Source organism: Bacteroides sp. ET225 (genome assembly GCF_024733745.1).
Classification (GTDB): Bacteria; Bacteroidota; Bacteroidia; order Bacteroidales; family Bacteroidaceae; genus Phocaeicola; species Phocaeicola excrementipullorum.
The window spans coordinates 137,313-151,099 of sequence record NZ_JANRHN010000006.1; the positions used below are offsets into that span (position 1 = coordinate 137,313).

The window sequence follows — 13,787 nt, forward strand, 5'->3', positions numbered from 1 at the left end:
CAACAAACAAAAGGAACACCACTATGAGCTCAATCGAAATGAAATACAAGCGGCTGAAAAGACGCAAACGACGCAATATCATCCTGAACACGGTATGTATGCTGATAGCCAGCTCCGGACTGCTCTGGACAGTCAACTATTTCTGGCGGTATATCAGCTACGAAATCACAAACGACGCTTTCGTCGACCAGTACATCTCGCCGGTAAATATCCGTGTGTCAGGATACATCCAGGACGTGCGCTTCCGCGAACACCAGTTCGTGCGCAAAGGCGACACGCTGGTGGTGATCGACAACCGCGAATACCTCATCAGACAGAAAGAGGCAGAGGCAGCCCTGATGGACGCGCAAGGTTCGAAGGGGGTGCTCCGCTCAAACATCGAAACATCCGAAACACGCATCGGAGAACAGAACGCCACGCTGGAAGAAGCGAAGGCCCGGCTCTGGAAAGCCGAGCAGGACTTTCACCGCTACGAACGCCTGCTAGAGGAAGAATCTGTGCCCGCACAGCAATACGACCAGGCCAAGGCCGACTACGATGCCGCACGGGCGCGCTACAACGCCCTCGTCAAACAGAAAGATGCCGCACGCTCGCAGTATGCTGAAACGAACAAGCGGAAAGTGAACGTCAAGGCGGCCATCCTGCGCGCCGAAGCCGCACTGGACCTTGCCAACCTGAATCTTTCATACACGGTGGTCACGGCTCCCTACGACGGCTATATGGGGCGGCGGACGCTGGAACCCGGGCAGTATGTTTCGGCCGGACAGACACTCTCCTACCTCGTCCGCCAGTCAGACAAATGGATCACCGCCAACTACCGCGAAACACAGATAGCCAACATCTACATCGGACAGCCCGTAAGAATCAAAGTAGACGGAGTGCCGGGCAAAGTGTTTCACGGCCACGTTACGGCAATCTCCGAGGCAACCGGCTCGAAATATTCGCTGGTTCCCACCGACAACTCGGCAGGAAACTTCGTGAAGGTGCAGCAGCGGATCCCCGTGCGCATCGACCTGGACAATGTGACGGCAGAAGACATGAAGCAGCTCCGCGCCGGAATGATGGTAGAAACTGAAGCGCTGAAGAGATGATGACGGCCCAGCAACTAGACATACCGGTTCGCCGGTGGGTGCCCGACTGGGTGGCTGTAGGCCTGGTGTTCTTTATCATCCTTCCCGTCACCATGCTGAACGGAACATACACGGGAAGCATGGTAGAAGTGTCGAACACGCTCGGAGCCTACACCGAAGACATCACCATCGGCTATTATGCGGCATCGGCAGGAATGGCCATCGCCTATCCCATCGTGCCCAAGGTGCTGAACTCCTTTTCAAGCAAGTCCCTGCTGCTGGTCGACCTCACCCTCCAGTTCCTTCTGAGCTGGATCTGCGCACGTTCCGCCAACACCGAACTGCTCATCACCTTCAGTTTCGTCATCGGCTTCCTGAAAGGTTTTCTCATGCTGTGGCTCATCCGCCGCATCAAGTTCATCTTCAGCCCCGGCGACGTGCGAAGCGAGTTCTATGCCTACTTTTATCCGCTGGTCTTCAGCGGGGGACAGCTTTCGATGATTGTCACGGCTCTTCTGGCTTATCATTATGACTGGAAGTACATGTACTACTTCATGATGATGATGCTCATTCTGGCCATTCTGTTCGTCATCATCCTGCTCCGCCACGACCGCCCGTCAAAAGGAGTGCCGCTCAAGGAACTCCACCTGCGCGAAATGATCATCATCTCCACAGGACTGCTGATGCTGATCTATGTCATCACCTACGGAAAAATATCCGACTGGATGGCATCGCCCAAGATCTGCGTCTACATCGTGATCGCCCCGCTGCTCGTCGCGCTTTTCCTCTGGGAGCAGTTCAACTCTCCGAAACCTTACGTCAGTCTGAAGCCCATGTTCCAGTGGAAAGCCATCCTGGGTTATTTCTACATGATACTGGTCATGTTCTTCAGCACATCCACCACGCTGTTGAGCAACTACATGACCAGCATACTGCGCGTAGACAATGTGCACAACTACACACTGTACATCTATCTGCTTCCCGGCTATCTGCTGGGAGCCTTCATCTGCTTCTGGTGGTTCAGATGGCAGCGCTGGCGTTTCCGTTTCCTCATTGCCGGAGGGATGGCATGCTTCGTGGTCTTCTTCGGAATGCTCTACTTCACCATCTCGCCCGACAGCACCTACGAGCAGCTGTTTGTTCCCCTTTTCTTCCGGGGGCTGGGCATGATGGTGCTACTCATCGCCTTCGGACTGTTTGTTGTTGAAGACCTCAACCCGAAACTGCTTATCTACAACGCCTTTTTTCTGATTACATTCCGCGCCGTGCTTGCCCCGGTAATGGCTTCCGCCTTCTACAGCAACATGCTGTACCGGCTCCAGCAGAAATACATGGTGCAGCTCTCAGAAAACATGACGATGGTCGACACCCTCGCAGCCTCGCGCTATACGTCCGCTCTCGGAAACAACCTTGCGCAGGGACGCGGCATCGACGAGGCGATGCAGCTGGCAACCAACAGCCTTTACAGCGTGCTGCAAGAGCAAAGCATGCTGCTCGCACTGAAACACATGCTGGGCTGGATGTTTGTCGTGACACTCGTCATCGCCGTCATTTCACGTTTCGTGCCGTTCCACAAGACCGTCCGGGTGCCGGTGGTGCGCATGGGAGAAGACATGGTGTGACAACGGACGCACTGCTCCTCTGCCTGTCTTTCTGAAACAAAAGCAGAGGAGCAGACATGGCTGAAAGGTTAAAGATAACAAAAAAAATGCCGCCAATACCTCGCAGACAGCCTCTGGCAGCGGATGCAAGAAAAAGAATCGGAAACAGTTTTGTTTCTTAACAAAAAAACAGTATCTTAGTATATTAAAAATCCAAGAATATGGACATGCGCATCTTTCAAGTTAAAACAAACAAAGCGCTTCCAGCTATGGGAAGTATACTTATCGCTTCCCCATTATTGTCTGATTATCACTTTGCCCGTACGGTTATTCTGATGGTTACTCATAATGAAGAAGGAAGTATGGGGATTGTGATGAACCAAATGTTTCACCACGATATTACACTGAACGAACTTATTCCGGGATTGGACTCGGTTCCGGGGATTCCAGTATTCAAGGGGGGGCCTATCGGCAGGGACACCATCTTTTTCATTCATACGATCAATGCGCTCGAAGGCGCGCTGAAACTCAACAATGAACTTTACCTGAACGGCAACTTCGGAGAACTGAAACAGTATATCCTTCAAGGCAATCCGGTAGAAGGCCATATCCGCTTTTTTGCAGGGTATGCAGGATGGAGCAACGGACAGCTGCAGAGAGAAATACAGGAAAACAGCTGGATGGTGGGGAAAAGCCACAGCGACCAGCTGCTTGACTATCATAATGCGAAACTATGGAATGACAGCATGAACGGTCTGGGACAGAAATACAGTCTTTGGGCTAAATACCCTATATACCCGTCATTCAACTAATCCGTTCCCCGAATTGATTTTCTGAAAAAGAACGGCATCCTGAAACTTGCTCCCGGTCTTTACCCAATCTTTCAGTGCTGCAACCTCCGCATAGCCCGCCGACCGGAAAAGAGCGAGTGAAGGCGTGTTCTGCCGCGGCACATAGGCATACAACTGATGAATGCCCAGCAGGCCGAAGCAGTGCCGCTCAAGCATCTCCAGCGCCTCACGGGCGACTCCCTGTCTGCGCATGTCTTCCCGCACCACAAGGCCTACTTCCGCACGGCTGTGCCTCGGATCGAAAGTGCAAAGGTCGATGATTCCTGCCACACCTGCCGTTTCGTGCTGGATCATCAGGCGCAGCTGGCGGTCGATGTAAATGTCGTTCTGCATCTCTGCAAGATACCGTTTCATCTGATAGCGCGAGTAAGGGCCGGTGGCAGTTCCTACCTCCCACAGTTTCTCGTCATTTTCAATGGAGAGCAGCACATCCAGATCTTCCGGCTCAGGAGCACGCAGGCGGATTCTTTTCTCAGTTTTCATGGCCTTCTATATTTGACGTGTCGTTTTTCTGCAAGTCAAGCTCTTCCACCATGCGCCTGTATCCCGGAACACAGAAAAGAGAAGCCAGCATCACCATGCCGGCGCAAAGAAGTCCGGTCGTATTCATGGTCGTGTAATAAGCAGTCATGTTAAAGAGCGAAGGCACGACAAGCATCGCCATCCTTACCTCGCTCCAACGGCGGTAACTTGTCAGCGCTTCGGAGATTGAAAGCTTCCTGACATACTTTACCAGCGACAGATGGAACATGCGGAGCGAAAGAGGAATCATGCACAAGGCAAGAAGTATTCCCGAAGCCTGCATGATATAATCCATCTGCGCATCCCCCACAAAAGCTCCTTGAGGCAGGGTGTCGGTTTCATACAACACGACCAGCGCAACATTCAGCACCCAGAACAGGGCATACTCCGCTTTCAGCAGGCAGAGCAGTTTCTTTATTTTTTCTTCCATTCCCAATAAAATTTACATTGTTCCGGTAAATGCGGTACGGTTCAAAATCGAACGTCCCAAAGTAACCTCATCCGTATATTCCAATTCATCGCCCACAGAGATGCCGCGCGCAATGACGCTCAGCTTCACGTCCAGACCGCTCAGCTTGCGAAAGATATAGAAGTTGGTCGTATCGCCTTCCATGGTAGAGCTGAGCGCGAAAATCACTTCCCTGACGCCGCCTTCCCTGACACGTTCCACCAGACTGTCGATCTCCAGATCCGAAGGGCCCACTCCGTCCATCGGCGAGATGACTCCTCCCAGCACATGGTACAGTCCCTTATACTGCTGGGTGTTCTCGATTGCCATCACGTCGCGTATATTCTCGACCACACACACGGTAGACGCATCACGCAAAGGATTGGAGCAGATGCCGCATACTTCCGTATCGGATATGTTATGGCAGATCTTGCAGTATTTCACTTCATGTTTCAGCGTGGTCATGGCATTGCTGAACGCTTCTACGGCAGACGTGTCTTGCTTGAGCAGATGCAGCACCAGGCGCATGGCTGTTTTCCGGCCTATTCCGGGAAGTTTTGCAAACTCTCCCACCGCTTTCTCGAGCAAGGCCGACGGATATTGTTGGTTCATATATCGTTTCTCCAGTTTCTGTTTTTCTCTGAGGCGCAAAAATACGAAAAATATCATAAAGAAGGCGCATAAATCGCGGAATTACGCGGACTGGTGAAAATCCGCGGCATCCGCCAATTATGCGCCTCCGCAAAAGGGTGTATCAAAACAGAATCCGGCTGCCAAACAGAAATCCTCCGCTTTGCCGCCAATGACAAAATGGAAGTTTATTTGTGTTTTGACACACACTCACTCCATCAGAACCTGATGTATTCCATCGACTTGCTTACCAGGATTCCATCAACCGGCTTCAGGTCGAACTTCAAGTCACGTTTGGCTTTCAACCGGATGACAAAAAGCGTACTGTCACCCTCCAGAGTCTTCTGGTTGCCTACGTTGACAAAAGTCGGATAAAGAGCCTTCACGCCATTGGTGTGCAGGCGGTCGTTTGTCAGATTGTGCATAGCCTGCACGCCAACCGGATCAATGCCCGCAAACTCATAAGCCTCCGCATCATAAGGCAACGCAAAGCTGAGAGCGTTGACAGCCCGCAAGCCATGTCCCTTCACTTCGATCTCCACAGTTTCACCTTTGGCATACATTGCCTTCGACGCCTTGAATGTGATCTTTCCTCCCAAGGTATCAGCCGAAGCTACTTCCGCACCTCCATCCAGCCGGGTGGCTACGGCAGAGATGTCGTAAGCGTCTATCAAATCGTTGCAATTCAAATCACCGTTGCTGATATAGCCTTCAAAATCAGCATCGCCTTTTCTCAATCCCGTATAATTGGTATACGAAGTCAAGTCATTCTCATCAATCAGACGGTCATTGTTGATGTCCCCCGGCAAGTAGCTTTCCGTTCCGGGAACCTTAAATACATAAAGTTCTTTCCCCAAAGCACTAAAAACTTTATGGAATGATAAATTACTTTGTGAGTATTTAAGGAGTTTTCGTATCTTTGCGTATCTTTGTCTAATTACAGATTACGACACATGAACGGAACATTCATTTTAATCACCATAGCGGTCTATTTCGGACTGCTTCTTCTTGTGGCACGCATCACGGCCAGACACCATACAGACAACGACGCATTTTTCAGCGGAAACCACCAGTCGCCCTGGTATATCGTTTCTTTCGGAATGATCGGAGCCTCCCTTTCGGGAGTGACCTTCGTATCAGTGCCGGGAATGGTCGGAAGCATCGACATGACCTATATGCAGACCTGCTTCGGATTCTTCTTCGGCTATCTGATCATCGCCCACGTGCTGCTGCCGCTTTACTACAGGCTCAACCTGACCTCGATATACACCTATCTGGGAAAACGTTTCGGGAACCATGCCTACAAGACCGGAGCCTCGTTCTTCCTGCTCTCAAAAATGCTGGGAGCCGCTGCCCGGCTTTACCTGGTGTGCGTCATTCTCCAACATTTTGTGTTCGACGCATACGATATTCCCTTTTCGGCAACCGTAATCGGAACTGTGGTGCTCATCTGGCTGTATACCCGGAAAAGCGGGATACGCACCATTGTATGGACCGACAGTTTCCAGACGCTCTGCCTGCTGCTGGCGCTGGGACTGATTCTGTATCAAGTGGCTTCATTGCTGGACCTTGACGCAGCAGGAGTCATCAAAGCCGTATCAGAGAACGAACACAGCCGCATTTTCGTGTTCGACGACTGGCATTCAAAACAAAACTTCTTCAAGCAGTTCTTCAGCGGAATCTTCATCACGATTGTCATGACCGGGCTCGACCAGGACATGATGCAGAAAAACCTTTCGTGCCGCAACCTGAAAGAAGCGCAAAAAAACATGTACTGCTACGGCTTCTCGTTCGTGCCGGTAAACCTGCTGTTCCTCACGTTAGGCGTGCTGCTGCTCATCGCTTCAACCCAGCTTCACCTGACGCTTCCCGCCAAAGGCGATGACATCCTCCCCTTTTTCGCCGCCGGGGGCTATTTAGGCTATCCGGTTCTCGTGCTTTTTGCCATCGGCATCATCGCAGCCGCCTTTTCGAGCGCCGACTCCGCGCTTGCCGCATTGACAACCAGCTTCTGCATCGATATCCTGGGCATTGAACGCTATTCCGAACAGAAGGCTCAGAAAGTAAGGAAATATGCACATCTGCTGGTTTCGGCCGTGTTTGTCGGCTGCATTCTCGTGATCGAAGCTATCGGAAGCCGGAATGTGATCGACACGATCTACGTGCTTGCATCCTACACATACGGTCCGCTGCTCGGCCTGTTTGCATTCGGACTGTTCACCCGGCGCGGCGTGCGCGACCGTTTCATTCCATACATCGCCATCGCATCTCCGGTCATCTGCTACCTGACCGACCACATGGTTGCGGCGGCCACCGGATATCAGTTCGGCTACGAAATGCTGATGCTGAACGGTCTGCTCACTTTCTGCGGACTGGCGGCACTGAGCCGGAAACGGATACCAGACAAATAATAATCATTAATCGCCGGCTGCTCATGCCCCGACTAATCAATAAAATGATTATCTTTGCAAAATGATTTTTTAACCCCAAAAACGACTTCAATCATGAAAATAACCAGCGCTGAATTTGTAATTAGCAACTCGCGGGTAGACATGTGTCCCCAAACCGGCCTGCCCGAATACGCCTTCATCGGACGTTCAAACGTCGGGAAATCCAGCCTGATTAATATGCTGACCAACCACTCCAAACTGGCTATGACTTCGTCAACGCCCGGAAAGACACTGCTTGTCAACCATTTCCTCATCAACAAGGAATGGTATCTCGTAGACCTTCCGGGATACGGCTATGCGCAGAGAGGAAAGGTGATGATGGAGAAAATCAAGAAGCTCATCGAATCCTACGTGCTGGAACGCGAGGAGATGACATGCCTGTTCGTGCTGATAGACAGCCGACTGGAACCGCAGAAGATCGACTTGGCCTTCATCGAATGGCTGGGAGAAAACGGAGTGCCGTTTGCCATTGTCTTCACCAAGGCCGACAAGCTGAACGGATCAAAACTCAAGGCAAATGTCAATGCCTTTCTGGAAAAGCTGAAAGAGCAATGGGAAGAACTTCCTCCCTACTTCATCTCTTCATCGGAAAAGAAAACCGGACGCGATGGAATCCTCAACTACATCGAAGAGATAAACAAATCGCTGAAGGCTCAATAAACACACGGACAGCCGGAAGCATACGGCAAAACAGGATGAAGGCGTGCCTGAACAAAGCCTTCATCCTGTTTCGTCTATGGGGCCTATGGATTCTCTATTTCGCTGAGTTCCAGCCACCGCATGCTTTTTTCATCCAGCTCGTCATTGAGCAAAGGCAGACGCTTCGACTTTTCCGTCAGTTCATCCACGCCCAGCGTGCCGCTGCAAAGCGCATCTTCAATGGCCTTCTTTTCGGCCTCCAGCTCCGCTATTTCCTTTTCCAGCTGCTCGAACTCCCTCTTTTCCTTGAACGTCATGCGGCGGCGGGTATCCTGGCGCACATATTTCACCTTTTCTTCCTTGGGCTTTTCGGCCGCCTTGTCATGCTCGGCCTTGGCCTCTTTCCATTCGCGGTAGTCCGAATAATTCCCCGGAAAGTCGCGGATGTCGCCTTGCCCGTTAAACACCAGCAGGTGGTCCACCACCTTGTCCATGAAATAACGGTCGTGGCTCACTACAATCACACACCCCTTAAAGTTCTGAAGGTATTCTTCCAGCACCTGAAGCGTAACGATGTCAAGGTCGTTAGTCGGCTCGTCGAGCACCAGAAAGTTCGGGTTCCTCATCAGCACCGTGCAAAGATAAAGCCTGCGCTTCTCCCCTCCGCTCAGCTTATAGACATAGCTGTGCTGGGTTTCGGGCGTAAATAGGAAGTGCTGCAGAAACTGCGAGGCGGTCAGACGCTTTCCGTTTCCCAGCTCGATCACCTCGGCAATATCCGTAACCACATCAATCACCTTCATCTGCTCGTCAAATTTCAGCCCGTCCTGCGAATAATAGCCGAACCGCACCGTTTCTCCGATTTCCAGCTTTCCGCTGTCCGGCTTCTCGATGCCCATCAGAATCTTGATGAAAGTAGACTTTCCTGTGCCGTTGTTTCCCACAATGCCCATTTTCTCATAGCGCGAGAATATATACGAGAAGTCGTCAAGAATCTTCAGATCGCCGAAACTCTTGCACAGATGCTCCGCCTCAAAAATCTTCGATCCGATATACGAAGCCTTTACGTCGAGCTTTACGCTTGCATCATACGTCCGCTGCCTAGCCACCTTCTCCAGGTCATAAAACGCCTCTTCCCGATAGCGCGCCTTGTGTCCGCGCGCCTGAGGCATCCTGCGCATCCATTCCAGCTCCGTCCGGTAAAGATTGTTTGCCCGGGCAATTTCAGCATTCGTCGCGTCAATCCGTTCCTGACGCTTCTCCAGATAATAGCTGTAATTTCCCTTATAGCCATAAATCTGGCGGTTGTCTATTTCGATGATTTCACTGCACACCCGGTCGAGGAAATAGCGGTCGTGCGTCACCATAAGCAAAGTCACGCTGTTCCGTCCGAGATACTCCTCCAGCCACTCCACCATGTCCAGATCAAGATGGTTGGTAGGTTCGTCCAGAATCAGAAAGTCGGGTTCGGTGATCAGCACGTTGGCCAGCGCCACCCGCTTGAGCTGTCCGCCTGAGAGAAACTTCACCTTCTGGCTGAAGTCGTGAATCTTCAGTTGCGAAAGAATCTGCTTGGCCTTTCTTTCATAGTCCCAAGCCTTTTCCTGCTCCATTTGCGCCAGCAGCCTGTCGAGTCCGGGATTTCCGGGCGTTTCCATACATTTCTCATATTCCCTGATCAGATCGACCACGGCATTCCCGTGATAGAAGCAGGCTTCGATGACCGACAGATCCTCCGGGTAGTGCGGACTCTGCTCCAGATAGCCCACGCGAATGTCGTTCCGGTACGTGATCCTCCCTTCATCATATCCCTCTCTTCCGGCCAGGATGTTCAGCAGCGTCGTTTTTCCCGAACCGTTCTTGGCAATCAGTCCCACGCGCTGCCCCTGAGCGATGCCGAACGAAATCTTCTCGAACAAAAGCAGTTCGCCAAACGACTTGGTAAGGTCTTCTACTTGTAGATACGCAACCATAAGCCACTTATTTAGCTGGAGATGTCGAACCGTCGCACTCTTCCAGAGCCGCTTCCACCTCAGACTGGATATGCTCATATTCGGCTGCCAGATCGCAGCGGCCGCCGTCCTTCACCTTGTTCCACACCAAAAGCGTCGGATACACCATCACGTCCGTGCCTCCAAAACGCAGAGCGGGAATCTCTTTTTTCCCGTCGATGACTGTCACCCAGTCCATTCCGTCCATCTCATTCACCAGGATAGTGCCGAAAGCAATGCCGAAGCTTTCCCAAGCCTGGCGCTGCCCTTTGCCGAAACGTCCGCTGTCCATCACTTTCTGAATGTTCGCCACATCACCTTTCGTGTCAGTGAAATCCTTGGTGAGCTGTTTCTTGATTGTCGACACAGCCCAGTCGTATGCCTCATTGATCAGGCTGATTTCCATCACGCGCACAGGAATCACCTCCTTCCACGGCCTGTCGCCACGGTTGCGTATTTCCAGCGAAGCGATGATTTTCTCGGCCGGCTTGGGACTTTCTCCTTTAGGAACGACAAACGAACATTCCACGCACACCGCTCCCCGGCCGGTAACCCAAATGTGCGAAGTATACCAGGCTCCGTTTTCCTGAAAGCTCTCAGTAGAATAAGCGCACGTCCGTCCGCCTATCTCCACCCGCCGGGAGCCGCGCACATTCTTCAGTTCGTAGTCAACCGATTCCTTCGCATAACCAAGGTTCTGCCCCTCATAGGCCGAAATGCGGAAGTTTCCGTCCCACTTGTCCGGATTATAAAACAAGAAGCTGTCTTCCGTATCTTCAAACTCACGCCAGCTGTCAGGATATTGCAATGAAAACCATGAGCCGGGAGATATATATTTTCTCATCGTAACAATTATTATAGTAAAACAGTACTGATTTGCGGAAATGACAAATGTCTTTTCGCTCCGTCATTTCACAGGAAGCACTTCAATCCAATAGTCATCGGGATCGTTGATGAAATAAAGTCCCATCGCTTCGTTTTCAAAGCACACGCAGCCCATTTCCTTATGAAACCTGCGGGCTTCGTCGTAGTCACCCTCCACGCGCAGACACAGATGACTCTCGTTTTCCCCCAGCTCATAGGGCTGGTCATGGTCGCGCAGCCAAGTCAGCTCCAGCATAAAGCCGGTCTGCCCGTCCCCCATATAGACCAGAACAAACGAACCGTCTGCGGCTTCCTTGCGGTTTATTTCATGCAGTCCCAAAGCCTTTTCGTAAAAGGCGATGCTCCTTTCAAGATCGGTCACATTGATATTGAAATGGTCAAATCTTCCTTTAATCTTCATAAGTCATTTAATTTTAGTTTCACATTCTTGTTGCCAGAACACTTCGCTCTGCCCTCTCCGCGCAAGTTCGACGAACCTCGCTCCGTTTGCCCGGGCAACCGGAGCAAATGCCGCCGCCTTCGCATAAGCCTCATCAAAGTGCATCGGCACAAAGATAGCTGTTTTTATCCGTTCCACAAACTGGCGCGGGCCACGCATGTATTCTTTTCCCAGCCGGGGGTCTACGGGAAACATTGCCAGGTCTACCCTTCCGGCATATTCCGCCAACGTTTCCAGTTCGCGCAGGAAATCATTCTCATAGCCCCTCCACTCGCTTTCTTCGCACTCATCCATCCAGTGCCAGTTGTTGAGATCTCCGGCATGAAAGATGGTCTTCCCTTCCGCTTCCAGCAAAAAGGAAACCCCGATGTCCGTCGATCCAAAAGCCCTCACTTCAATCAGTCCGTCCGCATACATGTCCCCTTCTTCCATCCACACCGCATCACCCTCAGGCACGGAGCAATGGCCGAGAATATCTTTGGAGAACACGAAAACAAGGTCGGGACGAACCTTCTTCCACTCAAGCACCTGCGGATTGAAGTGATCGGAATGAGAATGGCTCGACAGCACGTAAAACCGTCCCGGACGCTTGAGGAGGCTTTCGTGCACCGCCCCTTCCGTTCCGGACACCGTATCTTCAAAATAATCGAACACCACGGTAAAGCCTTCGCCCGCCAGGGCAAAGCCGCTGTGATAAAGATAAGTCAATTCCATAACAATACAGTTTTATTAAAAAATCCGCAAACAACGGATTGCCCGCGAAATTCTTTATATCCAGGCTGGAGATATAAATCTCCACCTTAAAGATATATATCCCCAGGCTGAATATCTGCATCTTCAGCCTGAAGACAGACTTTTCAACGCGCCGGAACCTTCTTCCGGAAGTAAACCTTCCGCCAGCCTGCACAGCTCCTCCCTTCTGCCCCCCGACCGAACATCTGCCAGCCACCGCCTGTCATTTTCCGACAGGCTGGATGAGCGCGCGCGTAGCCTTGTCAATCTCAAGAAACATATAGTTCACCTTTCCCGAATGAATCTGCTCGCGGTTTTCGTTGTAGATGCGGGTAGCATACTCCTTCGACTTTTCGAACATCAGCCTCGAAATGCTTTCCTGCGACTTTCCGGCCATTGTGGAATCAAGCTTCTCCTCCGGGAAGAAGTCGTCCAGATTCACATCGCCTATCATCGACGTTTCGAGAAAATGGATGTTGGTGTGCGAGCGGTCGGTATAATAGCCCACAAACATGTGCCCGGGCACACGGATCAAAATCGGGTTGATGTTGACGGCTTTCAGCAGCGAGGCAAAAAGCGCGCTTCCGTCCACGCAATTGATCTGGGCCGACTCGAACGCATCGTCGAACGTCCGCACACGCTGCGTGAACACCACATTCGACGACAGGCTGGTATTGCTTATGGAGCTGTACTTGAAGCCTCTTTTCTGAAGCACATACCAAAGCGCGTATACCTGCTTGTCCACTACCTTCGGATCTTTGCTCTGGTATCCCCAGAAACGGTTCACGATCCGCGAATCGAGAGCCTCGCGCAATATCTGGCTGATGTTCGGATTGTCCTCGTTCACGTAGGCCGCAAAGAAGTCGCCCGTATCGTGAAACTTCATCCTGCTGTCCATATACCCCAGCAGACATTCGTTGATGCTGCGCATGGAAAAGGTGTGGACATTGCCGCTGAGCTTCCTTCCGTTCAGCTCCGCCTGGACAGCCACGCTTACCGGCATGGCCTGCTCATTGTCGAGCAACGCCTTGTAGTCCCAGATAATATCCGGAAAGACAAGATACTCACAGTCTGCCTTCGGGAGAATGAACTCCGACACCGAACGGGAGAAGAAAGGCGTTTCCGCCACCTCCACCCGGAGCTTGCTGTTGGCATGCGTGCTCTTTACACGTACCGCTATGCACGACTTGGGGGTGCCGAGGTAATTGCTGTCGGCAGGGACAACCAGATTGGCGTCAGTAGTAGCCGTCGAAAGAATCGTCACGGGGAATATATTGCCTCCCAGTTCATTCGTAATTTCTATCCTTGAAGAAAACGGCTCATATCTGTATATATATAAGGTAGAGCCAAGCACAATCAGAACGATCAGCGCATAGGTAGCCAATTTCCATCTGTTCTCGTCAGGCGGGAACAACCGGTTCAGTTTCATCATTTTTATTTTGTCATTCATGTAAATCAGAAATACGTTAAAAAACGGGGACGTGCCGCAACAGGACAGGCTCCGCATCCGTGCGGCAGCATGTCAGACC

The 13,787-nt window shown here is 51.5% G+C and carries 13 protein-coding genes and 1 pseudogene; 5 read left to right on the top strand and 9 right to left on the bottom strand.

What is annotated here, in order from left to right; genetic code table 11:
- The first annotated feature begins 23 nt into the window (after positions 1 to 23).
- The 3 genes from NW212_RS04745 (at position 24) to NW212_RS04755 (ending at position 3,483) form a co-directional block, all read left to right on the top strand.
- Positions 24 to 1,091 (top strand): HlyD family secretion protein, encoded by a 1,068-nt coding sequence (locus NW212_RS04745; protein WP_258337491.1) that lies wholly within the window; start codon positions 24 to 26, stop codon positions 1,089 to 1,091.
- Positions 1,088 to 2,692, top strand: coding sequence for an MFS transporter (locus tag NW212_RS04750; RefSeq protein WP_258337492.1), 1,605 nt, complete (start codon positions 1,088 to 1,090; stop codon positions 2,690 to 2,692). The genes NW212_RS04745 and NW212_RS04750 overlap by 4 nt, the downstream gene beginning before the upstream one ends.
- Before the next feature lie 200 nt (positions 2,693 to 2,892).
- Complete coding sequence (locus tag NW212_RS04755; protein WP_258337493.1) at positions 2,893 to 3,483, top strand: YqgE/AlgH family protein; 591 nt, start codon at positions 2,893 to 2,895, stop codon at positions 3,481 to 3,483.
- On the opposite strand, the gene NW212_RS04760 is transcribed toward NW212_RS04755, so the two are convergent.
- The 4 genes and pseudogenes from NW212_RS04760 to NW212_RS04775 all read right to left on the bottom strand — a co-directional run.
- Positions 3,472 to 4,005 (bottom strand): GNAT family N-acetyltransferase, encoded by a 534-nt coding sequence (locus NW212_RS04760; protein WP_258337494.1) that lies wholly within the window; start codon positions 4,003 to 4,005, stop codon positions 3,472 to 3,474. The two genes, NW212_RS04755 and NW212_RS04760, sit on opposite strands and share 12 nt — an antisense overlap.
- Positions 3,995 to 4,474, bottom strand: coding sequence for a hypothetical protein (locus NW212_RS04765; protein WP_258337495.1), 480 nt, complete (start codon positions 4,472 to 4,474; stop codon positions 3,995 to 3,997). The genes NW212_RS04760 and NW212_RS04765 overlap by 11 nt, the downstream gene beginning before the upstream one ends.
- 12 nt (positions 4,475 to 4,486) lie before the next feature.
- Complete coding sequence (gene recR, locus NW212_RS04770) at positions 4,487 to 5,104, bottom strand: recombination mediator RecR (RefSeq protein WP_258337496.1); 618 nt, start codon at positions 5,102 to 5,104, stop codon at positions 4,487 to 4,489.
- A 236-nt stretch (positions 5,105 to 5,340) separates the two neighbouring features.
- Positions 5,341 to 5,976, bottom strand: a pseudogene (locus NW212_RS04775) (alpha-xylosidase); the annotation flags it as partial.
- A 99-nt stretch (positions 5,977 to 6,075) separates the two neighbouring features.
- Here NW212_RS04775 and NW212_RS04780 point away from each other — a divergent pair.
- Together NW212_RS04780 and yihA are read left to right on the top strand one after the other, a co-directional pair.
- Positions 6,076 to 7,533: a sodium:solute symporter gene (locus NW212_RS04780; RefSeq protein ID WP_258337497.1), complete on the top strand. Its 1,458-nt coding sequence runs from the start codon at positions 6,076 to 6,078 to the stop codon at positions 7,531 to 7,533.
- 93 nt (positions 7,534 to 7,626) lie between these two features.
- Positions 7,627 to 8,232: a ribosome biogenesis GTP-binding protein YihA/YsxC gene (gene yihA, locus NW212_RS04785; RefSeq protein WP_258337498.1), complete on the top strand. Its 606-nt coding sequence runs from the start codon at positions 7,627 to 7,629 to the stop codon at positions 8,230 to 8,232.
- An 83-nt stretch (positions 8,233 to 8,315) separates the two neighbouring features.
- Here yihA and NW212_RS04790 read toward each other — a convergent pair whose 3' ends face one another.
- The 5 genes from NW212_RS04790 to NW212_RS04810 form a co-directional block, all read right to left on the bottom strand.
- Entirely contained in the window at positions 8,316 to 10,184 is a 1,869-nt protein-coding gene (locus NW212_RS04790) for an ABC-F family ATP-binding cassette domain-containing protein (protein ID WP_258337499.1), read from the bottom strand.
- A 7-nt stretch (positions 10,185 to 10,191) separates the two neighbouring features.
- The gene (locus tag NW212_RS04795; RefSeq protein WP_258337500.1) at positions 10,192 to 11,046 is read right to left on the bottom strand and encodes a DUF3805 domain-containing protein; all 855 of its coding nucleotides are present in this window, start codon (positions 11,044 to 11,046) and stop codon (positions 10,192 to 10,194) included.
- 63 nt (positions 11,047 to 11,109) lie between these two features.
- Complete coding sequence (locus NW212_RS04800; RefSeq protein WP_258337501.1) at positions 11,110 to 11,487, bottom strand: VOC family protein; 378 nt, start codon at positions 11,485 to 11,487, stop codon at positions 11,110 to 11,112.
- A 3-nt stretch (positions 11,488 to 11,490) separates the two neighbouring features.
- On the bottom strand, positions 11,491 to 12,240 hold the full coding sequence (locus NW212_RS04805) for an MBL fold metallo-hydrolase (protein ID WP_258337502.1): 750 nt from the start codon (positions 12,238 to 12,240) through the stop codon (positions 11,491 to 11,493).
- Between the two features lie 241 nt (positions 12,241 to 12,481).
- Positions 12,482 to 13,687 (bottom strand): hypothetical protein, encoded by a 1,206-nt coding sequence (locus NW212_RS04810; protein WP_375337948.1) that lies wholly within the window; start codon positions 13,685 to 13,687, stop codon positions 12,482 to 12,484.
- Positions 13,688 to 13,787 lie beyond the last annotated feature (100 nt).